The organism is Fibrella rubiginis (genome assembly GCF_017353185.1).
GTDB lineage: Bacteria > Bacteroidota > Bacteroidia > Cytophagales > Spirosomataceae > Fibrella > Fibrella rubiginis.
This window is the reverse complement of sequence record NZ_JAFMYV010000008.1, coordinates 253390-276932: the sequence shown is the minus strand read 5'-3', so window position 1 is coordinate 276932 and position 23543 is coordinate 253390. Positions and strand designations below refer to the sequence as shown.

The window sequence follows — 23543 nt, the reverse complement described above, 5'->3', positions numbered from 1 at the left end:
AGCCTCACAGAAGCGTAAACCCATCTGCATCCAAATAGGCGGGGAACTTGGTGCGGAAGGCATGCAGGCTCTCCAGCGAAAGAGTTTGCTGATGAACTACCTCGGTATCGTATTGCCGGAACAGGATTTCTCCCTTAAAATCGATCAGGGCAGTGCCGCCGCTGTAGGAGTGCCCCGGTCCGGCGTCTCGGTTGCCATCGGTGCCAATGCGGTTAATGCCCGCTACGTAGCTTAGGTTTTCGATGGCGCGGGCCTGTAAGAGTGTGTCCCAGGCAGTTTGGCGGGGGGCAGGCCAGTTGGCTACGTAGAGCAGCAGGTCATAATCCAGCGCGCCGTTGGGGTGGACGTGGTTGCGGCTCCAGACGGGGAAACGAAGATCATAGCACACCAACGGACAGATGCACCAGCCCCGCCATTCGCGCACAAGTCGCTGACTGCCAGCCGTATAAATTTTGTCTTCACCCGCCATGCGGAACAGGTGTCGCTTGTCGTAAGACGCCCATTGCCCGTCGGGTTCCATCCAGATCAGGCGGTTGTAAAACTGCTTTCCTGCCGCATTCCCCTCCTGCACCACGTAGCTACCCGTAATGGCCGCATTGGTCTGCTCGGCCATTTGCCGCAGCCACCGGAACGTGGTCAGGTTCATGGGTTCGGCTACGGCGGCAGCGTCCATAGTGAAGCCCGTAGTGAACATTTCGGGCAACACAATGAGGTCGGTAGGGTGAGGGAGGGTAAAGATGCTCTCCTCCAGCATAGCGCGGTTCGCCACGGGGTCGTGCCAATGCAAGGCGGTCTGAAGGAGGGTAATGTTCATAGGGGACTATTTTGGAAACCGCATCTTGTACTCTACATCCACGTTGCCCTTAGTGATCTCGGCGAGGCGCTTTTTGAGGAGTTGGCGTTTCAGCGGCGACATGTAATCGGTGAAAAGTTTGCCTTCGATATGGTCATATTCGTGCTGAATAATCCGGGCGGCGGTGCCTTCGTAGGTTTCTTCGTGCTCGTTCCAGTCTTCGTCGACGTATTTGATGGTGACTTTTTCGGGACGGTACACATCGTTGCGGATGCCGGGGATACTCAGGCAGCCTTCCTCAAACGCCCACTCATCACCGTCCTCGTCAATGATTTCGGCGTTGACAAATACCTTTTTGAAACCTACCAACGTGGGATCAATGTCTTCTTCTTTTTCTCCTTCCGTGAAGGGTTGGCCGTCAACGACAAATAGCCTGACGCTCTGCCCGATCTGGGGAGCGGCAAGGCCCACACCTGAGGCGGCGTACATGGTTTCGAACATATCGTCGCTCAACTTTTTCACGTCGAGCGACCCTTTTTCAATCGCTTTGGCCTTTTTCCGCAACACTGGGTCGCCGTAGGCTACTATTGGGAGAATCATACTTTAATGAATGTACAATGAACAATGAATAATGTACAATGCGGTCCGACGGGTCGGCTTCGCGTTGTAGATGTCCGAGCGCGAAGCCGACCCGTCGGACCGCATTGTACATTATTCATTGTTCATTGTACATTGGTTTTGCTTTCCATGAATGACTGGAGAATGATGGTGGCACTCACCATGTCGATATTGCCTTTCTCGCGTCGGTCTTTCTTTGAGGTTCCCCCCGCAATCATAGACTGCAACGCCATACGCGAGGTAAACCGTTCGTCGTGCTGATGAACGGTCTGTTCGGGGAACATCGTTTTCAACTTTTTGATCAGCCCCCGCACGGGTGCCGTGGTGTGGGTGTCGGTGCCGTCGGTGTTGGTGGGCCAGCCTACTACGAAACCTTCTACGGGTTCGGCAGCTACGTAAGCCTTGAGCCGGTCGAGGAGGGTGTGAGTGGGCACCGTTTCCAGGGCCGTAGCAATGAGTTGCAGGGGGTCAGTCACAGCCAGGCCGGTCCGTTTGTTTCCGTAATCAATTGCTACTAATCGCGCCATATCGGGTGCAAAGGTACGGGTGAACCCGGTTCAGATAATCCGCAACTTGGCGAAGCTGAGTAGCAATGTCTTCTCGCCCACCACGTCGAACTGAATGATGGCTTTGCGTTCGGTGCCGTTTTCGTCGAGGGATTTCACCGTGCCGAAACCGAATTTGGCATGCTCCACCTTCATCCCCGCTGCCAGTGCGGATGTGTTGCTTGGCGCAAAATCAGCCGAGGGCGTATGCGTGACCGTGACGGGGGGAATCTGCCGCTGGGCTGTCTTTTGCGCCAATGACCGCACGAAGTTCATAGACCCCGCCGAAGGCATTTCGTCTTTGTTGCGGCTAGCGTAGGTGTCATCGCCTTTGAAACGCGGCTTGGGAGGCGTCACCGTCTTGCTCATCGTCAGAAACGACTGGTCGACCTCCATCAAAAACCGGCTGGGTTCGCAGATTTTCAGCCTGCCGTAGTGGTAGCGGCTCTCGGCGAAGGAGAACGTCAGGCGTTTTTCGGCGCGGGTGATAGCCACGTAAAACAGCCGCCGCTCTTCTTCCAGGTCAGCACGGCTTTCCAGCATCATCTGGCTAGGGAAGAGATCTTCCTCCAACCCCACAATGTGTACGTTCTTGAATTCCAGGCCTTTAGCGGCGTGGATGGTCATCATTGTTACCTTGTCGTTGTCGCCATCGTCTTCTTTTTCGTCGGCGGTGGTGAGCAGCGATACCGTTTGCAGGAATGAACTGAGGCTCTTGTCTTCGTTATCGGGGTTATCGACAAACTCCTTGATGGCGTTCAGCAATTCCTGCACGTTTTCGTAGCGCGCCAGGCCCTCTACGGTTTTGTCTTCATACAACTCCTTCAAAATGCCCGACGTCTTGGCCACGTGCGAGGCCACCTCGTAGGCATCTTTCTTGTCAAGCAGCAGCATGTAGCTCTTGATCAGGTCGGAAAACTGGTCGATAGCCACGCTGGCCCGCCCGGCAATGTGCGCTGTGATGTTGCTCACCACCTCCCAGATCGGAATATTCTTTTCCGACGCCAGCACCGCGATCTTAGCAACGGTGGTGTCGCCGATGCCGCGTTTGGGCAGGTTAATAATCCGCTTGAAGGCTTCCTCGTCGCTTTGGTTAACCGCAAAACGCAGGTAGGCAATAAGGTCTTTGATCTCCTTGCGCTGGTAGAACGACAGGCCCCCAATGATGCGGTATTTGATGCTCAGCTTCCGCAGGGCCTCTTCAAACGCACGCGACTGGGCGTTGGTCCGGTACAAAATGGCGAAGTCGTTGTTGCGCAGGTTCTGCTGCATTTTGGCCTCGAAAATGCTCGTAGCCACCATGCGGCCCTCTTCATTGTCCGACGACGCTTTGATGACTTCAATCAGCGGGCCGTTTTCATTGTCGGTAAAGACACGCTTCTCCAGTTGATTCCGGTTGCGGGCAATGACCGAGTTGGCCGCCTGCACAATGGTGTTGGTAGAGCGGTAGTTCTGTTCCAGCTTCACGATTTTCACCGTGTCTTTGCCGTAGTCCTTCTGAAAATTCAGGATGTTTTCGATGTTGGCCCCCCGGAACGCGTAGATACTCTGCGCATCGTCGCCCACCACGGCAATGTTCTGATGCACCGCCGCCAGCTTACGCGTGATGAGGTACTGCGACACGTTCGTATCCTGAAACTCGTCGACCAGTACATGCTGAAACTTGTGCTGGTACTTGTGCAGAATGTCGGGATGGTCGCGAAAGAGAACGTTGGTATTGAATAGCAGATCGTCGAAGTCCATAGCGTTGGCCTGGAAGCAACGGCGGGCGTATTCTTTATAAATTCGGCCCACCTCCGGCATCCTTGCCGACTCATCGTCGGCCCGCAAAATGGGGTTCATCAGGTACTCGTCTGGCCCAACAAGGCGGTTTTTGGCGCTCGAAATCCGGTTAAAAACCGCGTTGGCCCGGTACACTTTATCGTCCAGATCCATCTCGCGCAGGATAGCCCGCAGCAACGATTTCGAGTCATCGGTGTCGTAGATGGAGAAGTTGCTGGTGTAGCCCAGGGCTTTGGCTTCGATACGCAGAATTTTGGCGAAGACGGAGTGGAACGTACCCATCCAGATATTGCGGGCCTCATTACCAATCACCTTTTCGATCCGATGGCGCATCTCGCCGGCGGCCTTGTTGGTAAACGTCAGCGACAGAATCCGAAAGGGATCAACCCCCTGCGCAATCAGGTGGGCAATGCGGTAGGTAAGCACGCGTGTTTTTCCCGAACCGGCTCCTGCGATAATCATCATCGGCCCGTTGCCGTGGGTGACTGCTTCGCGTTGTGGCTCGTTCAAACCAGCTATATAATCGATCATATTGGGCTATCTATAGACGTTCGACGCTGGATATCAGATGTTGGACAGCCGGCAGTTCAGCGTCCGGAATCCAACGTCCAGCGTCTCTTTTATAACACCCAAAAATACGAAATAATTGCCCGGTTTGGCGGCAGCGCACACGGCCACAGAAAGCACCTCAGCAGGCCCTTACTGGCATTAAAACACGTATATTTGACTAGAAATCAAGCATACAACGTCATGGTAGCAGTTGGAAAACCCGTAGCGGAGGCATTGCCTACTACGCTTAAAACGGTTGACGAATTTGAGCAGTGGGAGCGGCAGTATGGTGGAGAGGGAAGCTATGAATTCGTTCGTGGACGAATCATTGAAAAAAACGAAATGAAACAAGCTGAATTTTTGATTCTCAAGTTCTTGACGCGGCTTTTTACGCAGACATCTGCCTATGCTCAAGGAGATGAACTTGCTGCTGAAATGGATTCATACATCGACGACACCCGTAAGCGTCGTCCTGATTTGGCCTATTACACCCTGGCGCAAATCGAAGCTACCCGTACTGGTGAACGGCAGAAGACGCGCTTTGCTATCGAAATTCTCTCTGACTCTGAATCGTATCAGGACGTACTCGACAAGGTGCAGGATTACTTCGACGCGGGTGTGCAGCTTGTCTGGTACGTAATTCCTGAGAACCAGAAAATTTACGTCTACAACTCGCCTGATGCCTCGCAGGGGTACAAAGGAACGGACGTTATTTCAGCAGCTCCGGTCGTACCTGATATGCAATTTGTAGTCGCCGATTTATTCGCGTAAATGGCACTTGACAAAGGCATGGCAACGTGTATATTTGTCTTACTCAAGCGGGAGTAGCTCAGTCGGTAGAGCGGCAGCTTCCCAAGCTGCAGGCCGTGGGTTCGAGACCCATTTCCCGCTCATTGATTATCAGCCAGTTAGATAAATTCTAACTGGCTTTTTTTATTTTTACTAACACGTTTACTAACACACCTTGATGCCTTGCGTTAGTTGTAGACATGAGCATTGCCCTTTGTGAAAGGTTTATAGGTCAGGCGAATACAACAACTACGAAATGAAAGCTCCCTCCTTACCAGTCCAACAGTAAGTCCATATTGGCTGTAAGCGTACCTGATATGCGCTCTAGCCGCTTTTCAAGCCGGATGCGTGCGGCGGGCGGTGGGCTTTCCCCGGTACGTCTGCCTTGCGTTGGGTTTATATAGCTCTTCTTCGATTTGATCTTGCTTGAAGTAAGAGCAATAGAGCTGGCTGGTTTTCGACTGGACTTGCATTTCGTAACAGCCCCCGGTACGCCTTTCCTATGAACAAAATAGCCATCATGTAAATAGAGCTTTCGGCAAAGCAAGCCCGTATGTAAGCAGCGGAAATACCGCACAACGCCTTTACCTAAGTTGCTAGGTACTGTTTCGACAGGTATGCGGTACGTCCGGTACTGTTGTTCGTAGTTGTATTCTAGTTGCAAATAGGTTTCGTCGGGTGAGTTGTAGAGGAGGAATCCAACTTGAGCCGTGATCTCGCCTCGGCATCGCCATATCATTTTACTACGGCATTGGCGGTACTGCGACAGACAGCCCCAACCAACCAGAGTCTTTAGTTCCAGAATGGCCGCTTGCTCAAAGATGGGTGGGTATGTTGCGTTCTTAGGCATAATAGCAATTTCTCTTACTCATTTTGGTATTCAGCATATGGTCATACAGGGGCCAAAGTTGCTTTCAGGCGGACTTATGTAGACTGGCAAAGTCTATTAATAAAGGCGCATTAGTGGAAGATAGCAAATTATTTGCCGGGGTAAGTATAACTTGTCCACTTGTTGGCTTATAGTACTGTAAACAAATTCAACATATAGCTTTCCAATTATATGACAGCAGTTGTAGGGATTCTAAATATGAGTGCAGTGGCGATTGCTGCCGACAGTGCAGTAACGGCGACAAGTCAGTCTAATGAGAAGATATTTAATAATGCCAATAAGATTTTTCAGCTTTCAAAATACCACCCTGTCGGTTTAGCTATATATGGTTCTGGCAGCTTGATGTTCACTCCTTGGGAAGTTGTTATTAAAGAATATCGCAATCAATTAGGAAAGGATGGATTTGATACAATAACTGAATACCGAGAAGACTTCCTGAGTTATCTTCAAACAAACTCATACTTTTCAACTCCAATTGGCTTTGATAACAAGGTTGCAATAACCGTGAAGTCAATTTTGGATAGTTTCGCGAACCTAATCCAGAATCTGGTTATTGAGCCAAACCCACAAGCCTTTTTTGCCCTTCCTGCACAGACACAGACGGATTCGTTAAAGAACCGTTTTAAAGAGCAACTTAGGGCTACTACAGCAAATTTGGCCACTTTCCCACCTCACGATGGAGACTACAGTCAGTTGACTCAAGCCGACTTTTTATCAGAAGTGAAATCTTCTGGAGTTTTCCATCATGTAGTAAATACTCATAACATTGCATTGATGGGTTGGATAGATCAAGAAGCAACTGATCTAATCGAGTCTTACTTATTTCACTACTTAATATCCTCTAGCTTTGAACATTCCGTACCGGCTGGCTTGGTTTTTGTAGGCTACGGAAATGCTCAGTTATACCCACAGTGCCATTGCGTAGAGATTGGAGAAGTAATAAAAGGTAGGTTACGCTGGAAACTCCACTCCGATAACAGTATCAGCGATTCAAATCACGCTGCAATCATACCGTTTGCACAGGCAGACGTTATTGACACTATAATATCAGGGTTATCACCCGATTTTAACATAGAACTAGCTAGACAAGTCAGACAAATACTTAACCAACATAACCAGCAAGTGGCTAATTTGATCGACTCGGCTAACCCTACGCTGGCTCAACACCTCCGAAACGGCTTCAATATAGAGCAGCTTACGCAAACGTTAGGTCAGAACATTGGAGCGTATCAAGCCAATTTTTCAACCCGTAGAACATTAGATTCTGTGCGACTTTTCTCAAAAGAGGATTTAGCGGAATTAGCCGAAAGCCTTATTTATTTGACTTATTTGAAGAGAAGGATGACTTTTGCCCAAGAGACGGTAAGTAAACCGGTAGACGTAGCCGTTATATCAAAAGGGGATGGCTTCATATGGATAAAGCGAAAATTTTACTTTGATCCCAATCTAAATCCCCACTTCTTGCGTAACCATTTTAGGGAATAATCTGTTAGCGAAACCTTTTGTATCCAAACCTTGTTGTCACATAAACTTATCTGATCATGAACACGTTCTTCTATAATCCCAACCACGCGGGCACCGATTGCGCACCCTTGATTGACAACTTGAAGGAATGCACTTTTTTTATGCCCACACGCAGAGTGGACGATAAGGAGATATATAGCACTAGAACACCTGAACAAGCATCGGTCATCATTGAGAAGCGAATGGCTAAAGCAGTTGAGGACGAGTTCAGTCGATTGAAACTTGAAGTTTAGCCTCTGCAATGATCATAAACATTGAGCCCCGCCCCTCCCGGTCGGGGCTTTTTCTTGCCCTTTAAGTGGAAATTCTATCTTGCTCAAGTAGTCACAACCTAGTCGAACGTGCAATCGTGAACAGACTTCTTTGATCTTATTGAGGACGGAAGGTTTTTTGTTCATATATGTAGCGCTAACAGAATGTTGTATTTGATATACTACCGACGAGACCCACATAACATGGTAGATACATAATAAGCACTGAGAACTTAAGGCTCACTACTGCCTGTCGGTAACTTTATACAGGTGCATGAAGCCTAAATTATTAGAGAACACGGCATATAAACGATACCTAAAGATACTCACTTACTCGCCAACGGGTATGTCGTGAATATACGTCTCAACGAACTCAACAATCTTCTCTTTGATCCGCTCGGCAATGGATTTGCGGGCAAGTAGCTTGGGTCGTTCGCGTAGGATGCCTACAATGTCATCGTTCATTGGGGTACGCTCCGTGAACAGGTAATCGCCTATTAACCTTTCTAGGCCTGGCTTATCTAGCTTCTCTTCTTCCGAGAGTTGATCTAGTGCCTTGCTCTTTTCGGCGGCTATAAACTCATCAAACGAACGGGGCACGGCCTCAGCCGTATCAATGTGCGGTAGGTTTTCAGCTATGAACTTCTCGATCAATTCGCGCTTGCTGCGTAGTTGTACCTCACTGGCCAACACCTTTTGAACTTCCTGCTTTTTCTTCTCGCGTTCTTCAGGTCGTGCCGATACTATAGAGGCCAGTAAGCGAAGAATGTAGGCTACGTTTATTTCATCGCGTTGAATTAACTCAAGCTCAAAATCGACATCGGCTAAGATGGATTCTTTCTCTTTGCCCGCCCCCGGTTTAACCTTGTCGTATAAGTCTAAGTATTTGCTTTTGTAGTCCTCAAAGGTCTGTTCATCCATCGACAGACTATCAAAGCTAAAGCCGTTGAAGCACGACAGAATGTTTTTGAGCCGGATAAGGTCGCGGAACGCCTTCACGAACTCTAACTCTTCGTCTTCGCTGGGTAGTTCGTCTACACTGTCGAGGGTCGGGGCAATGGCTATCAACCGTTCATAGGCTTTGTCGAATTTATCAACGTAGTCTTCAAACGGCTGCATGATAATTTCTTCGATGGCCTCTTTATTGGAGAACAGCGTAATGGCCTCATCAGTGGCCGTTTTGAGGTTCCTGAAACAAACAATGTTGCCTTGTGACTTCTGTTCGTTCAGTATCCGGTTCGTGCGGGAAAAGGCTTGCAACAGGCCATGATACCGTAAGTTCTTATCAACGTAAAGCGTGTTTAGCTTCTTCGCGTCGAAGCCTGTCAGGAACATATTTACGACCAACAGAATATCAACCCGGTCTTTGTCGTCAAAGCCTTCTTTCTCGCGCTCTTTCAGCCGTTTGGCAATGTCCTTGTAATAGTTGTAGAACGATTGGCTGTCTTTAGTGCTGTACTTGGTGCCATACATCGCGTTATAATCGCCTATGTATTCTTCTAAGTTATCGCGGCTGTGCTGGTTGATCGCGGCTCCCTCGGCGGGGGTTATGTCGGGGTCTGCAATTAGCCCGTTAGCGTCTTTATCGTCTTCGTTGGTTCCGTAAGAGAAGATAGTAGCAATACGCAAGCTGTGCTGTCCTGCTTCTTTCTTGCGCTTGAACGCCTCATAGTAGCGCGTCAGCATATCGACGCTGCTAACGCAGAGCATAGCCGAAAACTCTTTGCTGTGGGTTTTGCGGCTATGGTTGGCTATGATGTAATCGACGATCTTATCTAACCGGTCTTCTGACTCCATCAACTCTTTGGTGTCGATGGCTTCAACGTTTATATCAAGTTCGGTACGGTTGTCGTCTTTGTGCCGGTATCGGCCCACGTACTCAACGGAAAACCGTAAAACGTTCTCATCCCGAATGGCATCGGTGATCACATACTTATGCAAACATTCCTCGAATAGCTCTTTGGTAGTTCGTTTGCCCAACTCATTCTTTACGGCGTTGTCGGCAAAGATGGGCGTACCCGTAAACCCGAATAGCTGACTATTGCTGAAATAGCCCTTAATACGCTTATGCGTTTCGCCAAACTGGCTACGGTGGCACTCATCGAAAATGAAGACAATCCGTTTGTCTTTCAGGGCATCCATCTTGGTTAGGTGCCTACCCTTACTAATCGCCGTATTTAGCTTCTGAATGGTAGTAACTATAATCTTCGTATCGTCGGTAAATTGAGCGACCAACGTAGCGGTATTATCGGTGGTATCGACTGAGCCTTTGGCGAACTGGTCAAACTCCCGTTGGGTCTGATAGTCGAGGTCTTTGCGATCTACTACGAACACGACCTTATGCACCTGCGGCAAGGCGGTAAGTAGCTGACTGGCTTTGAACGAGGTAAGCGTTTTGCCGCTGCCGGTGGTATGCCAGATATAGCCGTTTTTATTGGTCATCTTCACCTGCTCCGTAATGGCCTCAACGGCGTAATACTGGTATGGCCGCAATACCATCAGGATCTCAGTAGTGGGCAATACGATGTACTTCGTAATCATCTTGGAGAGGTGGCACGGCTCCAGGAATACCCCGGCAAAGGCTTCTAACTGTTTGATGGGCCTGTTATCGCGGTCTGACCAATAGAACGTCTGCTTGAACGACTGTTTGCGGTTGTTGGCGTAATACTTCGTGTTCACGCCGTTGGTAATCACAAACAGTTGCACGTACTGAAACAGCCCGTACCCAGCCGAATATGAATGACGCTGATAGCGGTTGGTCTGGTTGAAGGCTTCTTTGAGTTCTAGGCCCCGGCGTTTCAATTCGATTTGCACCAGGGGCAAGCCATTAATCAATATCGTTACGTCGTAGCGATTCTTATAGCTGCCTTCGTTGGTGATCTGGTTTGTTACCTGATACTGATTTTGGCACCACGCTTCCTGATTGATAAATTCTATGTACACGCTACTCCCATCGGTGCGGGTAAGCTGGAACCTGTCGCGTAGGAGTTTGGCCCGCTCAAAGACACCGCCTTTGTTGAGATAATTGAGCACCTGAGCAAATTCAGCAGCGGTAAGCGGAATACCGCCTAGCTGCGCGGTGTTGTGGGCTTCAAGCTGCGCTTTTAGATTGGCTACAAGGTCTTTTTCGTCGCGGATCGTAACAGACTTATACCCAAGCCCAACCAATTGGTTAATCAGGTTTTCTTCTAACGCGGCTTCTGATTGTGTGGCCATGTGGATAGTACCCGATCTGCCGGGCGGCTTTGTGGTATAGGTACGTTGAGGCTCGTTACGTTGGCTATACAAACAACCGTTGCAACAGCCCTTTCTTATACGTTTTTACGCCTTCAATTTGCTGATTTACGGCGTTGATTTTGTCATCAATGTTGGTGAGGAACTTAGCTATCTTTTGCTGTTCTTGCTCTGACGGAACAATCATTGATACATCTCTGAAAAACTCAGTAACACTAACGTTAAGTAAGCCGTGACTTCTCGCACCCTCTTGGGCTATTTTTTGTATTTCTTGATTGAGAAAACCAGCATCAAAATATTGGTCAAAATAATCTGCTAAATAATCCTCCTTAATGCTAAAGCAGATATACAACGTTGAGACAACACCTTTTTTATAAGCTGTTAGACGTTTTATAGCCCCAACGGGATACCCATTGGACGTGCTTTTATTATAAGCAAAATCACCTTTATGTAGAAGATAGTACCCCGTCAAATCTTCTGACGCTACCGACTTATTAAAAAAGTCAGTTTGGCTGATAAGTCCATATTGAGCAGAAATAGTCAATACATTTAAATTGTTCTCGCTGTTTTTACGTACTAATCGCTGGAATACGTCCCCCAACTGCTTTTCCTCCCAATCTGGGTACGTCTCGCCGTTGGCATCTTTAAAGCGTAATTTCTGGCTAAATAGCTGTTGCATAACGCCTTGCTTGTATTGCTCCAACAAGCGTTTCTTCTTCGTCAGTAGTTCAATCTTATCATCAATAGCAGTAAGGAACGAAGCAATTTTTTGCTGTTCGGTGAATGTAGGTAAGGTAATTTGCAAATTTTTTAAATCATCTAGCTCTAATTTGCCCGCTCCAATTCCAGTACCAACAACAAGCGATAATATTTTGTGCTCAGAAGCTAAGAACCAATATAAAGCATATTTCTTTGAAATACTCTCATCAATTTCTACCGCTTTCACATCTTGATTAAACGCAACGTCACGAGTAGCGATACCAATGGGAATAGTTTTGAATAACATACTTCCTCTTACTAAAATTAAGAAGGAGCCTTTCTTAGCTAATCTTGAACCATTCTCTAATCCCTCTTTTGTTAGTTTTATTTCAGAATTATGATATTTTGTACCTCTCATACTTGAAGCACTAATCCAGGGAATATCACCATTCCAGTATGTTGCATTTTCTTTTGACGGTGTGCCGCCTGATTTCCAGGAAGATACGTTGCCTAATTTCTCGCAAACCCATTCTCCTGAAAATTCAGGAAAGCGCAATACAGGTATGTTGGTTTCTACGGCGGTGGTCATCTTCAGAACGGCGTTGAGATATTCAGTTGGCGGCAAAAATCGGCTATGGTAGCATCGGTAGTAGCTATGTCGCTGTCAAGGGCCTGCAACTGATTGGCTAGGCTGTCAAGGTCAATAGCTGCTTCCTCAGCGAACGTATCGACGTAGCGCTGAATATTGAGGTTGTATTCGTTGGCCTTTACGGCATCCACTGTGGCGCGGTAACTGTATTTATCTTCCACCAATCGGCCCCGATATGTGTCGATAATCTTATCAATGTCAGTATCACGTAAGTAGTTCTGATTCTTGCCTTTCTGAAAGTGAGCACTGGCATCAACAAACAAAATGTCGTTCGGCTGTTCGCGGCATTTCTTAAATACCAGTATGGCCGTGGGTATGCTTGTACCGTAGAAGATGTTAGCGGGTAAGCCAATTACCGCGTCTAGATAGTTTTTATCCGCTATCAGGTGTTCGCGTATGTGGCCCTCAGCACCGCCCCGGAACAGTACGCCATGAGCTACCACAACGGCCATTTGTCCATTCTCGGCTAAGTGATGTATCATGTGTTGCACAAAAGCAAAATCAGCCTTTGAGGCGGGTGCTAAACGGCCATACTGGCTAAACCTGTCGTCAGATAAGTGTAGTGGACTTGCACTCCATTGTGTCGAAAACGGCGGGTTCGCCACAATGGCTTCAAATCGCTTGTCGATGTGTTGCGGGTGCTCCAACGTGTCGTCCTGCCGTATGTCGAACTTTCGATAATGCACGTCGTGCAAGATCATATTCATACGGGCAAGGTTGTAGGTCGTGCGATTCAACTCTTGCCCGTAGAAGTTCGATACCTCCTTCACTTCTTTGGCTACCCGCAGTAGCAATGAACCCGAACCGCACGTAGGGTCATATACAGAACGTAGCTTCGTTTTGCCGGTCGTAACAAGCTTAGCTAGGATTTTAGATACCTGTTGCGGCGTATAGAACTCACCGGCCTTTTTACCGGCCCCGCTGGCAAACTGACCAATCAGGTATTCGTAAGCATCGCCTAATATGTCTGATTCGGCGTTGCTTAGGTCAAAGTCTATCGCGTTAAGGTGTTCCAGTACTTTCACAATCAGCGCGTTCTTTGCCGATTCGGTACGCCCTAGCTTGCTTGAGGTTAGATCAAGGTCTTCAAAGAGCCGGTTAAAATCCTCTTCGCTCTCGCTGCCCATCGTGCTTTGTTCGATGTTGTTGAGGATGGTAGCCAGGTCGCCTAAGATGAAGTTAGATTTGTTATCGTCTGATTGCCCTTCGGCTTTCGACTGTCCCTTTTTAACGATCTCTTTGAATAGCTCATTGGGCTTTAGAAAGAACCCCAATTGGTCAACGGCCTCTTCTTTCACCGCTGCCAACAGTTCGGCGTGGTCGGCATCGGCTTCGTTAAGGGCAGTATAGGTAATTTCATCGGTGGCCAATAACTCATTGGCGTATAGCTCCATCTTCTCAGACAGATACTTGTAGAAGATGAAACCCAAGATATAGTCTCGGAAATCGTCGGCATCCATCTTGCCCCGTAGGGCGTTGGCAATGTTCCAGAGCGATTGTTCTAAGAGACGTTTTTGATCAATTGACATGGGTACGTAATGGGGGTACTTAAGGCTATGTGAACTACAAAAATGTACATTCTTTCTGGTTCTTTCACAACTCTTACTAGCGATAATGAGCGGTCAAGCGCTAAAAAATAACCTAAATCCTTAGGGCGAATGACACATAAGCAATTTAGTGCACTCATTAACAAGGCTTTACGTTCCCGTTTTCGTCAAAAATGGCCCGCCTTATACGTAAAGTCATACCTGCTGGCGACCAACGCATATGATCAGCGCACTTTTTCTTAAATTCTAACTCCTGCAAACGGGCAAAACGCCTGGTAATTCGCCCCCGGTACGTTTCGACTACCCGTTCCTTATGTATCTTTTTTATTACATCGTCTAACTCCCAATAGCGGGTATTGAAGAGGTCAAGTTTAGAACACTTTTGACCGGTGTAGTACAGTCGGTTCTTGTAGGCCTCGCGGCTCTTCCAGATACGACTGTCATAAGCCCTATACAATATCCGGCAACGTTGGCCGCTTTCAGGGCACAAGAAGTATAAGACCTCTCCCTTTCCTAAATTGCTCGGTACGCTCTCCAGGTAAATCGTGTCATTTCGTTGTTCCACCTCACCCGTTTCGCGGTCAGTAGTTTTGTACATCAAGTTGAGCGTCGGGGTATCCTTTTTTGACCAATGACTGACGACGTAGATATCACCGCTTGGTTTGCCATTGCGGTTCCAGCTCAACGAACGGGCTACATCCTTCCCCCGTACAAAAAATTGGTGCTTGAGTAAATAGCTAAGTTCAATTCGCATAGATTCCCCTGTTGTCCATGCACCTGTGCTACGTCGTCCCATTGTGTAGGTAAGTTGGAGAGTTGATAATTGACTATTGTCGTTAAGTTACAATCGCTCAAGCTGATCTTCATCAGGACGCAATATCGAACCAGGGTTCGCGGCCCAATCGGCCAACGTTTTTACAATCAGCGGGCCTTTAGGTGTTGTCGTTTCGGGTTGGCTGGGTACGTAGGAACCGGGTAAAACCGGATAACTTGACTGTGTAGAACCATCTGTAGTGGGTTCGATAGGAGCTTGCAGACCATACCGGATACCGTCGCGGATGGTACGTTGTGACTTGGTAAAATTGTCCCATTCACTCGCTACCGTTTCGAGGGCATCGATGGCATCTTGTTCGTGTAGATTCCCCGTAGCCACGTACCCACCGGCCAGCTTTGCCGCCTTTAATAGTTTATCGTGTCGTTCGCCCTCAGCGGCTTGCTCAGCTAAACTTGCTACACGTTTCAACAAATTTGGGCGGCTCAATGCCTGGGTATTGGGTCTGGTATATCGAGGCGTTTGATTAGAGGATGATTTGAGAAAGGTCACTTTTTCCGTGTACGTTCCGGTCAGTTCAGTAGCGGCTTCGTTAAGGTACGGGGCAGGGTCATATGATACATAACGTAAGTGAGTGGGGTTGCCTCCTTTGCTCCGATCTAAGACGATTCCGAATAGGTCAGCAAACAACTTTTTCACGTACCCGAAATGAGCTTGCAGCGTAGCGGGGGTTTGGTGGTCAGGTAGTCGAACCACAAACCATAACCCACCGCGTACTGACTGAGCACAAAGTAACACATAGGGCAAGCGGGCAAGATCCCGCTTTACTAGGGCCATGTCTAGTTCTGGGTTGTCCTTCGCGTCTATATCACCCATCAGCATGGGCCATTGTTGGTTTACCTGTGCCGAAATCGAAGCCCTCTCTCGGCGGTGGTATAATAGTGCCAGCGTAAAGGCGGGTAACTGCTTCTTGCGCTTCGATTGTTCGGCGGGGTCTGCCTGGTTGCGTATGGCTTCAATCTGCTGTTTATAATACCTCGTGCCCACCATCCGGCGTAACGTGGTGGTCTGGCTGGGTACATTGGCATAGGCACTATGGAAATAGCTGATAGGTACGTCTAACAGCGTCGGGTGGTGGTGTCCTAAAATGTCCCGTCCCATTTCTAGGACAGGGACAAGGGGCGCTAGCAATGTATCCATCGGTAAACGGTCGATTTCTTAGATTCTGAACCCAACACCTGCTTAGCGATTTCCCGAACGGATAAACCCAAGCTGTGCAACTCCCGGCACCGTCGTTTCTGCTCAAGCTTGGTAGCGTCCGCCTCTTCTGCTTCGTTTACGTCGGCTTTGCGGGGTAAGCGTGACCACACACTGAGCGCATGAATCCGTAACGTATCGACAGTAAGTAGTGCGTTGTCAAAATCCACGTCTTCGCATTCTATGACCGTTTCGGGTAGGGTTCCGCGATGCCAAACCCGCAGTACAGTGTACAGCATGGCCACGCGAAAGCAGATAACAGCCAGCCGGTTTACTGTCCCTTCGAGTTCAGCCCCGGCGTCGTCTCGAATCTGTGTCTTCCAGGTTTGAAACTGAGCAAGGAATCGTTCTTGCTGATCGCTGGTCAGATCAAAATACAGCGGCTCCGTTCGCTTGCTCAGATGGTCATACAGGCGGCTCAGTTCGCGGCCCGCTTCTTCAAAATAGGTCGCGTAGTCCCGCTTTCGTTTGTCAAATACGTTCTTGAACGTTGACGTACCTGAAAGTTCATAAAACAGAAAGCGACTGAATAAACCATTTTCAGGATTTGGTATGAGCGTCTTTAATTGATCGAACGTTGACGAAAGCACCAACGACAGGTACGGGCTTTGTACCTCTACATACTCCCCACCATTACCACGCCTGAAATAACTAATTGATTCGTGGTGAAACGCTTTGCGTAACCCGTCAGAAAAGTTGGCATAATCCTGTTTGAGCGTGTCGGCAAGCGTGTCTCCTTCGGTCTCAAAAATGATTAACCGCCCCTCGTTTTCGTGCAACACCTGATATAGCCCTGTCTTCGATGAATTAGCAGGAACATAAAGCATCAGGTTGGGGGGCGGGGTTGGTTGGCGCGGGGCCTCTGCCAACGTCGATTTGGCGCGGGCAAAGTCTTTTTTGTCTCGCTCGTATTGTTGCTTCTGTTGCTCGTATTCCTCAACAGCCCGTTCATAGTCGCTCCGCTTACCAGCATGGATAGGAGCACCCAAGTACCGGGCGTGTTCTAACCCACCCTTGCCAACGCCGTACCCGGCCAGTATGTATATATAAAGATTTGGCCCGATATAACGCCCGTCGTAGTGGCCAATCACATTAGGCAGAATGCCGCTGACCACGCCCAACGCCCCAACTAAAAGCACCTCCTTTTCAGTCTGAGTAGTCAGCACGTTGCAGGCAGCACGTAGCAGCGGGGGGAGATTACCAAACAGGGTTTCAGGAAAGCAGGTTGTTTTAGTGTGTCCCATGTCCCGCGTTTGGGACACTCCGTTTTGTTGATCGGTGGTGAAGTCGAGGTTAGCCGTTGCGGCTAAGTCCTCATCTGTCATATCGCCAATACGCGAACCGCGTTGTTGAGTTTCAGGCAGCAGGGGTGTATTTTTGTCTTGTCCTTCAGGCATGGCAAAAAGAAGGGTTAGCGGGTCGGTGTTGGTAGCACCGGCCCGTTTTTATGTTCGAGAAATAAGGGGGATTAACGGCGGCTGTTGCGTCGGCAAAGCCAGGTGTTTGCAGCCATGAACAGGGCGAAGATTGCCAGCGCAAACAGAGAGTCGATTAGCGTGTTCATGGGCGGGCCGTAGTTGGTCGGGTGGTGCGTTTCGCCTGAGTGGCATCCCGGCGTTTTTCCAGTCGGACGTTTACCTGTTGCTCGGCCACTTGCTCAAGTTCGGCGGCATCCGGTTTTGCTGGTTTGCTCTGGCTGCGTAGCCAGTTCACCACCTCGGCTTTGTCATACAATACCCGCTTGCCGAATTTCTTCACGCCCGGTATTTCACCTGCCGCTGATTTGATGCGTAGCGTACTGGCAGGAATGCCAGCGCAAACACCCTGCAACCAACCGAAAGTTCCGAACGGCTCGGCATCGGAGTTCGTTGGGTTGGTAGAATAATTGAATTTGATTGCTCTATCGACACAATCAAAAATAAGTGTTTCAAGGTCTTGGCCTGAAAGTTGAATAAGAACAGACTTCATATTCCTACGATTTTTTGTGGTTCGTAGGAGTAACCAGCAACGCTGAGCGCAACAGGGAACACGTTCTCTGTTGTTCCCTATTGTACTATTTCTTACTGTTAACTGGCTGATTTAGATAGGATAATGCTTTTTTCTTTATAACATCTTGTATTGTAGAATGACCATCTTTTACTCTAGTACTACCCAGACCTATATAATCTCCTAAACTCTTTCCAAATTCTGTTCTGGTCGTTTTAATTAAATGATTTTTGGCATCTAAAGCGTCAATGATCCCCCATATAGCAGATTTGTATTTTTGAGGCCATATATTCTTACCAGTAAGTTGATCTTTCATACGAACGTGGATCAATAAATTGTCCAGTTCTTTTTTTGTGAAACTGCCCGCTAACAGATCAGAAAATAGCCGAATATTATTTTGTTTGTCTTTCGTGGCTTCCCGGTCCTTGTCGGTGGCTGTAGACTCAGGTACGTTATTTGTAGAATCATTTATAGGTTGACTCAGACTCAACAAGAATAGCTTGAAGGCGACCATATCCCATAGAATGCCAAATAGTTGCAGGTACTTTGAGTGATGAAAAGCCAGCCAGTTTATGGCATTAACGCCCACCAATTCACGTTCAATGAGTGCTGAGGCTTTAAGGCGTTGCCGCTTGATCTTATCAGGCTCCCAAGCCTCTTCTCCCGTTTTCCCTTTTTGAAAAATATCGTACTCTTCCTGTAGCTCCTTTATATCATCTTCGATTTGAGCTAAATGAAAGTGAACCTTTTCAGCCGGGTTTACAATCGATGTGGCGGCCATAAATTCGGCTTTACGCTGTTCTAGCGGTATATTTTCCCATCGTTCAAAAGCAGGATATAGCTCATGTCGAATGGCTAAAAACCACTGCTTCTTTGAAATAATATGTTCCGTATCGTTCCTATAAGGCAGGCTCCAAATCTTGTAGGGCACAGTATTGCCAGCCTCATCTAAAAAAGCATTGCCGTTATACTCGCTCTTGCGCTCAGCTAGTTTACGCCCCCCCCTGTTGAACATACTCAACTCTAATCCCATGTCCTGCGATACCCGCATGAAGTATAGTACCCGCTCCGTGTAAGGCTCAATCGTGGCCATATAGGCTACTAACTCATCAACCTTATCATATCTATACTTGTAGTCAGTTTGCAGCCGCTGGTCATCGTATACCGGATAGCTAGCAGGCTTTTCAGGTGTCATAGATTCTTGGGCAAGCTGGTTGATGAACGCGGTTTCAAAGCCGTGCGTATTCGAGTCTACTTTTTCAGAAACTTCGTTCGTTGATGGCTGAGAAATTGGACGTACCTGTTTCGTTGCTGGGGCAGGTCTAATAGCTTGATCAGGCTCATTGCGGCCCGGTGGTGCTGTGCTTGGTTGGCTCAGGTACTCTAAAAAAGAAACGGCTAAAGCTAAGACTTCAATATTAATCCGTTGGTATGTTGCTCTGCTTTTATGGAGTTCTATAAGCCTGTTTATTTCTTTTGTGAGTTCAATTTTAAAAAGGCCATGGGTAAATACTTTATCTATTAGTCCTCGGCTTTGTAACTCCCGCTGAAAGATCTCAAAGAAATCTGTTGGATCGTCCTTAATGGCCAATCGTTTTTGATTCGACAATGTGTAGGGAATGCCTTTTAGCGGCATCCCGTCTTGATCCGTAATTGTTCCATCCTCGCAAAAGTTGACAGAAACAGGTTCGACGGGGTTACCTTCAGCGTCACGAAAAAAGGCGTTTTCATGTACAATGTCCGGTGCATTAACCGACAAGAAGTCAGCTAAGGCATGTTCTTCGATTACGGGCTGACATATTGCCTCCCAGTCTTTGGTACTCAAAAATGTATTAGTGATAAACATCTCCATTGACTAGTTGAGGTTACAGGTTTTCGTAAGCGGCGTCAATCAGTTCAGTACCTAACTCTTGCAGGTAAATACGGGTAGTAGCTTCGTCAGCGTGGCCCATAGCCTGGCTAATTACGGCCACGTCTTGCCCTGCCATACGTAGCGAGGTAGCGAAGCTGTGCCGGGCTACATAGGTAGTTAGCAGCGTGTCAATCTCAACAGCCTTACCGATGGTCTTTAAATCGGCGTTGACCTGGCTCATGATCTTGCTGCAGCGGTTGTGCTTTTGCATCGCTGTTTTATGCAGTGTGCTGTTCAGGATTGGGAATATATAAGCCGATGGAAGAGGTTTACCGTCCTGCCTGTAACGTTCCAGAATAGCTAGGGCGGCGGGCATCAGCCGAACGGCGAACTTCCCCCCCGTTTTCTGGCGGGTGTAGGTCAGCCGCTGGTGGCCGTGAAGGTCCGTAACGACATTACCCCACGTCAGCGCGGCCATATCCACGAAGTTAATGCCTCCACAGTAGTACGAAAACAGAAACAGGTCTTTGGCTAACAGTTGCCGGTCGCTAGTGTCTCTCAGGCTGGCGTATGGCCCTTCATACGGTTCCGGCTGGAACGTTTCAATCTTCCGAATGTCAGCTTTACTGATAGCCCGCTTGGTAGTCTTTACATTAAACTTGCCCACTGAGAACTTACCCGTTTCGGCGGTGTTTCGGGCAAATGGGTAACTATCGGCTTTAGCGTATTTGTTGGCAATAGCTTTATTCAGTACGGCCCGTAACGTGCGGAACTTCACTGATAGCGTTATTTCGGTCAGTCCCTCACTTCTCATCTTGCGCTCCCAATCGTTGCAAAACTTCACCGTCACGGCTTCAAATGGTACGTCTTGACCTTCCCCCACAAACCGCTGCAGATTGTTCCGTACATCGCGGTAAACCTTGCGGTTGCCTACATTGCCGGTCTGGTCGAATTGGCTTATCAACTCATCGAAGAAGGACAGTAGCTTAAACTTGCGGAGGTTTCCCCGTTGCTCACTGACTTTGGCCACTACGGTCTTTACGTCGTGCTGCTCATCGGCATCAGCTAGGGCCTCAGCGGCTCCGCTATATTTCTCAATCCATTTGCCGAAAGCGGTTTCTAACGCCTTACGTTGCGCTGGTGGCACGTTCTTACGGAACGTTTGGGTTTTCTCGTTCCAGTAGTGCGGATGCAGGGTAAGGCCGGTAGCTACGTACTTGCGCTGACGGTTCTTGGTAATGCAGACAAAGAAAGGGTGTGACCCATCTTTAAGGGTGTCGTAGGTGCGGTAGACAATGCGGACGGTTGCCGTACTTTCCTTGTGTTCAGTAGTCTGTGCCATGCGTTTTGCGGTGTGTTTAACTAACACGTTTACTAACACAAAGCTAACACACTAACCAAAACTAACACAAACCAACAGAAATTATTTTACTATAAACTACTGATTTACAGACATATTACTGGGCTATTACAAACCATTCAAAACGTCAGAATTAAGCTTCCCAAGCTGCAGGCCGTGGGTTCGAGACCCATTTCCCGCTCATTGATTATCAGCCAGTTAGGTGATCCCTAGCTGGCTTTTTTGTTACCGGTTTACTCAAATTCAATAGCGGAATCGCGTTTTAATTCATTGTTCACCGAACCTTAACCTCTGCCTAATTTGGCTTACGTGTGCAGAGGTGAAGTTTGACTCAGTATAAAGCGGTTTTGCAGCAATGAGAAAAATTACTCCTCTGTTCATATTGGGCCTTTGTGCCGGCTGTGTGCATATTCAGACTAGTACAGATGGTACGCCCCCAGCCTTTAAGCGTATCCTGATTGTGTCGAAACTCGTACGCACCTCGCCTAACTACCTTGATACCTACACCCGGCTGTTCCCGGTTGGGTACTCGGTCTGTACCGTCGACGCGGGGCCGCTGACGTTTGGTAATCCTGATTCATTAGTTCAGCAAAAAGGACGCGATTGTAATAGTGAGGTGGTGCTAACACTCAGTGCCGGACAAAATTATCAAGGACGCACTGGCAAGTATGCGTATAACGTCAACGATGTATTGCTCGAACTGGCCACGTTTCCCGACCGAAAGCCATTCTGGAAAGGGCTGACATCTATTTCGGCTTTGTCAGTAGATGCCCTTCATCCTGGTGAGGTATTGCGGCAATTACGGCGGGACCACATCATTTCGGGAAACATTCCAACCCCGCAATAATGGCTTTGGGCTGGTTTTGCTAAGTTTGTAGAAGGCTCGTTCACGGGCCTAGTCAATCATACAGCCCACACCCATGACCACCGAATACCACAACCCCGTTATGCTGGCCGAATGCCTCGACGGGCTGGCCCTAAAACCCGGTGGCGTATACGTCGACGTTACGTTCGGGGGTGGGGGACACAGCCGGGCTATTCTGGCGGCTCTGGAGCCGGGGCCACGCTCGGAGGGCAAATTGCTGGCGTTCGATCAGGACCCCGATGCCCGCGTTAACGCTGCCGCTATTGATGACAAACGCCTGACGTTTATCGCGTCTAATTTCAGAAACCTGAAACGCTACCTGCGCCTCTATGGCGTGAAGCAGGTAGATGGTATCCTGGCCGATCTGGGCATTTCGTCGCATCAGATCGACACACCGGAGCGGGGTTTCTCGACCCGGTTCGATGCGGATCTGGATATGCGCATGAACCAACAGGGCGACCGCACGGCCCGGCAGGTACTCAACACATATTCCGAAGCCGACCTGCACCGCATCCTGGGTATGTATGGCGAACTGACCAACGCCCGCACTGCCGCCGCCGCCATTGTAACGGCCCGCGCTAATGACGAATTGAAGACAATCAATGCATTGAAAGATGCCTTAAAGCGTTGTGCACCAAGAGGTAAGGAGAATAAATACTTTGCTCAGGTGTTTCAGGCCTTGCGTATTGAAGTGAATGAAGAACTAACGGCACTGGAAGAATTTCTGACGCAGGTGCCGGAGGTATTGGCTCCCGGCGGCCGACTGGTGGTGATGAGTTACCACTCGCTGGAAGACCGGCTGGTGAAGAATTTCATTGGCAAAGGCAAGTTTTCGGGCGAGGTGGAAAAAGACTTTTTCGGCAACGAGATCAAGCCCCTTCACGCTATCACCCGCAAGCCCATCGAAGCCACACCCGACGAAATAGCCCGTAACCCACGGGCAAGAAGCGCAAAACTGAGAATTGCTGAAAAAGAGGAGGAACGGAGGAAGGCAGGAAAGGGGGAAAGAGATCGCTGACAAACGCACCACATTCATACATCATCAATCCTCTTCCCCCTTTTCTCCGTTCCTCCGTTCTTCTTTTCCCATGGCCCATAACACGTTCAAATCAAGGCCGCCGGAGCGGCCACTACGTCGTAAGCGCAAGCCTTTGCGGATTGGCTTGTGGCTCAACGAAATCATGGGTATTGACCGGCTATTCGGATCTGACAATGCCTGGCCTATTCGGAATATCAACCGCATTCTGTGGGTTACGCTGTTGCTGGTGGTCTACATTGGCCTGAACCACAACGCCGAACGTCTGGTCCGGCGTATTGCCCGCGCCCGTACTGACGTTGATGAATTGCGTGCCCAGGAAACGACCATCAAGGCCGATTTAGCCCGTAGTAGCAAGCAGTCCGAAATCAGCAGGCAAGTCTTCGCCGACAGCTTGTTCGATAGCCAAAGTCCACCACAGAAACTAATTGTGAATGAGTGAATGAGTGATTGAGTGAATAGTTTAACATGGCTTTGCCATGTGTTCATACAGAGAAGCTCGTGCATCAGACTACGCGTCCCGGTCCGAACTATTCACTCAATCAC

At 48.6% G+C, this 23543-nt stretch carries 19 protein-coding genes and 1 tRNA gene; 7 read left to right on the top strand and 13 right to left on the bottom strand.

Going from position 1 to position 23543, the window contains the following annotated elements:
• Positions 1 to 4: 4 nt before the first annotated feature.
• The 4 genes from J2I47_RS16820 to J2I47_RS16805 form a co-directional block, all read right to left on the bottom strand.
• Complete coding sequence (locus J2I47_RS16820) at positions 5 to 814, bottom strand: amidohydrolase (protein WP_207365749.1); 810 nt, start codon at positions 812 to 814, stop codon at positions 5 to 7.
• 6 nt (positions 815 to 820) lie between these two features.
• A complete protein-coding gene (gene def / locus J2I47_RS16815; RefSeq protein WP_207365748.1) occupies positions 821 to 1393 on the bottom strand; it encodes a peptide deformylase in 573 nt (190 codons plus the stop codon).
• A 122-nt stretch (positions 1394 to 1515) separates the two neighbouring features.
• A complete protein-coding gene (ruvX, locus tag J2I47_RS16810) occupies positions 1516 to 1938 on the bottom strand; it encodes a Holliday junction resolvase RuvX (protein WP_207365747.1) in 423 nt (140 codons plus the stop codon).
• 30 nt (positions 1939 to 1968) lie between these two features.
• Complete coding sequence (locus J2I47_RS16805) at positions 1969 to 4269, bottom strand: ATP-dependent helicase (protein WP_207365746.1); 2301 nt, start codon at positions 4267 to 4269, stop codon at positions 1969 to 1971.
• Positions 4270 to 4488: 219 nt separating this feature from the next.
• Between J2I47_RS16805 and J2I47_RS16800 the strand changes: the two genes are divergently transcribed.
• The 4 genes from J2I47_RS16800 (at position 4489) to J2I47_RS16785 (ending at position 7722) form a co-directional block, all read left to right on the top strand.
• A complete protein-coding gene (locus J2I47_RS16800) occupies positions 4489 to 5058 on the top strand; it encodes a Uma2 family endonuclease (RefSeq protein WP_207365745.1) in 570 nt (189 codons plus the stop codon).
• 47 nt (positions 5059 to 5105) lie between these two features.
• Positions 5106 to 5178 (top strand) — tRNA-Gly (locus tag J2I47_RS16795).
• Between the two features lie 958 nt (positions 5179 to 6136).
• Positions 6137 to 7450, top strand: coding sequence for a hypothetical protein (locus tag J2I47_RS16790; RefSeq protein WP_207365744.1), 1314 nt, complete (start codon positions 6137 to 6139; stop codon positions 7448 to 7450).
• A 56-nt stretch (positions 7451 to 7506) separates the two neighbouring features.
• Complete coding sequence (locus J2I47_RS16785; protein ID WP_207365743.1) at positions 7507 to 7722, top strand: hypothetical protein; 216 nt, start codon at positions 7507 to 7509, stop codon at positions 7720 to 7722.
• A gap of 348 nt (positions 7723 to 8070) precedes the next feature.
• Here J2I47_RS16785 and J2I47_RS16780 read toward each other — a convergent pair whose 3' ends face one another.
• From J2I47_RS16780 to J2I47_RS16740, 9 genes are all read right to left on the bottom strand, one after another.
• A complete protein-coding gene (locus J2I47_RS16780; RefSeq protein ID WP_207365742.1) occupies positions 8071 to 10956 on the bottom strand; it encodes a type I restriction endonuclease subunit R in 2886 nt (961 codons plus the stop codon).
• 64 nt (positions 10957 to 11020) lie between these two features.
• Positions 11021 to 12262 carry a restriction endonuclease subunit S gene (locus J2I47_RS16775; protein WP_207365741.1) on the bottom strand — a complete coding sequence of 414 codons (1242 nt, stop codon included), beginning with the start codon at positions 12260 to 12262 and terminating at the stop codon, positions 11021 to 11023.
• A gap of 2 nt (positions 12263 to 12264) precedes the next feature.
• Complete coding sequence (locus J2I47_RS16770) at positions 12265 to 13851, bottom strand: type I restriction-modification system subunit M (RefSeq protein ID WP_207365740.1); 1587 nt, start codon at positions 13849 to 13851, stop codon at positions 12265 to 12267.
• Between the two features lie 157 nt (positions 13852 to 14008).
• A complete protein-coding gene (locus tag J2I47_RS16765) occupies positions 14009 to 14623 on the bottom strand; it encodes a hypothetical protein (protein WP_207365739.1) in 615 nt (204 codons plus the stop codon).
• Between the two features lie 87 nt (positions 14624 to 14710).
• The gene (locus J2I47_RS16760) at positions 14711 to 15802 is read right to left on the bottom strand and encodes a BT4734/BF3469 family protein (protein WP_207365738.1); all 1092 of its coding nucleotides are present in this window, start codon (positions 15800 to 15802) and stop codon (positions 14711 to 14713) included.
• Between the two features lie 23 nt (positions 15803 to 15825).
• Positions 15826 to 17295, bottom strand: coding sequence for a DUF3987 domain-containing protein (locus J2I47_RS16755; protein ID WP_207365737.1), 1470 nt, complete (start codon positions 17293 to 17295; stop codon positions 15826 to 15828).
• 163 nt (positions 17296 to 17458) lie between these two features.
• Positions 17459 to 17866 (bottom strand): helix-turn-helix domain-containing protein, encoded by a 408-nt coding sequence (locus J2I47_RS16750; protein ID WP_207365736.1) that lies wholly within the window; start codon positions 17864 to 17866, stop codon positions 17459 to 17461.
• 85 nt (positions 17867 to 17951) lie between these two features.
• Positions 17952 to 19736 (bottom strand): hypothetical protein, encoded by a 1785-nt coding sequence (locus J2I47_RS16745; protein ID WP_207365735.1) that lies wholly within the window; start codon positions 19734 to 19736, stop codon positions 17952 to 17954.
• Positions 19737 to 19749: 13 nt separating this feature from the next.
• Positions 19750 to 21078: a site-specific integrase gene (locus tag J2I47_RS16740; protein WP_207365734.1), complete on the bottom strand. Its 1329-nt coding sequence runs from the start codon at positions 21076 to 21078 to the stop codon at positions 19750 to 19752.
• A 373-nt stretch (positions 21079 to 21451) separates the two neighbouring features.
• On the opposite strand from J2I47_RS16740, the gene J2I47_RS16735 reads away from it, so the two are divergent.
• From J2I47_RS16735 to J2I47_RS16725, 3 genes are all read left to right on the top strand, one after another.
• Positions 21452 to 21943 (top strand): hypothetical protein, encoded by a 492-nt coding sequence (locus J2I47_RS16735; protein WP_207365733.1) that lies wholly within the window; start codon positions 21452 to 21454, stop codon positions 21941 to 21943.
• Between the two features lie 73 nt (positions 21944 to 22016).
• Positions 22017 to 22979: a 16S rRNA (cytosine(1402)-N(4))-methyltransferase RsmH gene (gene rsmH, locus J2I47_RS16730; RefSeq protein ID WP_207365732.1), complete on the top strand. Its 963-nt coding sequence runs from the start codon at positions 22017 to 22019 to the stop codon at positions 22977 to 22979.
• 70 nt (positions 22980 to 23049) lie between these two features.
• Positions 23050 to 23439 (top strand): FtsL-like putative cell division protein, encoded by a 390-nt coding sequence (locus J2I47_RS16725; RefSeq protein WP_207365731.1) that lies wholly within the window; start codon positions 23050 to 23052, stop codon positions 23437 to 23439.
• Positions 23440 to 23543: the final 104 nt, after the last annotated feature.

Excerpts from the sequence above, each read along its gene's own strand:
- J2I47_RS16820 (WP_207365749.1), bottom strand. The coding sequence starts at position 814 with ATGAACATTACCCTCCTTCAGACCGCCTTGCATTGGCACGACCCCGTG.
- def (WP_207365748.1), bottom strand. The coding sequence starts at position 1,393 with ATGATTCTCCCAATAGTAGCCTACGGCGACCCAGTGTTGCGGAAAAAG.
- ruvX (WP_207365747.1), bottom strand. The coding sequence starts at position 1,938 with ATGGCGCGATTAGTAGCAATTGATTACGGAAACAAACGGACCGGCCTG.
- J2I47_RS16805 (WP_207365746.1), bottom strand. The coding sequence starts at position 4,269 with ATGATCGATTATATAGCTGGTTTGAACGAGCCACAACGCGAAGCAGTC.
- J2I47_RS16800 (WP_207365745.1), top strand. The coding sequence starts at position 4,489 with ATGGTAGCAGTTGGAAAACCCGTAGCGGAGGCATTGCCTACTACGCTT.
- J2I47_RS16790 (WP_207365744.1), top strand. The coding sequence starts at position 6,137 with ATGACAGCAGTTGTAGGGATTCTAAATATGAGTGCAGTGGCGATTGCT.
- J2I47_RS16785 (WP_207365743.1), top strand. The coding sequence starts at position 7,507 with ATGAACACGTTCTTCTATAATCCCAACCACGCGGGCACCGATTGCGCA.
- J2I47_RS16780 (WP_207365742.1), bottom strand. The coding sequence starts at position 10,956 with ATGGCCACACAATCAGAAGCCGCGTTAGAAGAAAACCTGATTAACCAA.
- J2I47_RS16775 (WP_207365741.1), bottom strand. The coding sequence starts at position 12,262 with ATGACCACCGCCGTAGAAACCAACATACCTGTATTGCGCTTTCCTGAA.
- J2I47_RS16770 (WP_207365740.1), bottom strand. The coding sequence starts at position 13,851 with ATGTCAATTGATCAAAAACGTCTCTTAGAACAATCGCTCTGGAACATT.
- J2I47_RS16765 (WP_207365739.1), bottom strand. The coding sequence starts at position 14,623 with ATGCGAATTGAACTTAGCTATTTACTCAAGCACCAATTTTTTGTACGG.
- J2I47_RS16760 (WP_207365738.1), bottom strand. The coding sequence starts at position 15,802 with ATGGGACGGGACATTTTAGGACACCACCACCCGACGCTGTTAGACGTA.
- J2I47_RS16755 (WP_207365737.1), bottom strand. The coding sequence starts at position 17,295 with ATGCCTGAAGGACAAGACAAAAATACACCCCTGCTGCCTGAAACTCAA.
- J2I47_RS16750 (WP_207365736.1), bottom strand. The coding sequence starts at position 17,866 with ATGAAGTCTGTTCTTATTCAACTTTCAGGCCAAGACCTTGAAACACTT.
- J2I47_RS16745 (WP_207365735.1), bottom strand. The coding sequence starts at position 19,736 with ATGGAGATGTTTATCACTAATACATTTTTGAGTACCAAAGACTGGGAG.
- J2I47_RS16740 (WP_207365734.1), bottom strand. The coding sequence starts at position 21,078 with ATGGCACAGACTACTGAACACAAGGAAAGTACGGCAACCGTCCGCATT.
- J2I47_RS16735 (WP_207365733.1), top strand. The coding sequence starts at position 21,452 with ATGAGAAAAATTACTCCTCTGTTCATATTGGGCCTTTGTGCCGGCTGT.
- rsmH (WP_207365732.1), top strand. The coding sequence starts at position 22,017 with ATGACCACCGAATACCACAACCCCGTTATGCTGGCCGAATGCCTCGAC.
- J2I47_RS16725 (WP_207365731.1), top strand. The coding sequence starts at position 23,050 with ATGGCCCATAACACGTTCAAATCAAGGCCGCCGGAGCGGCCACTACGT.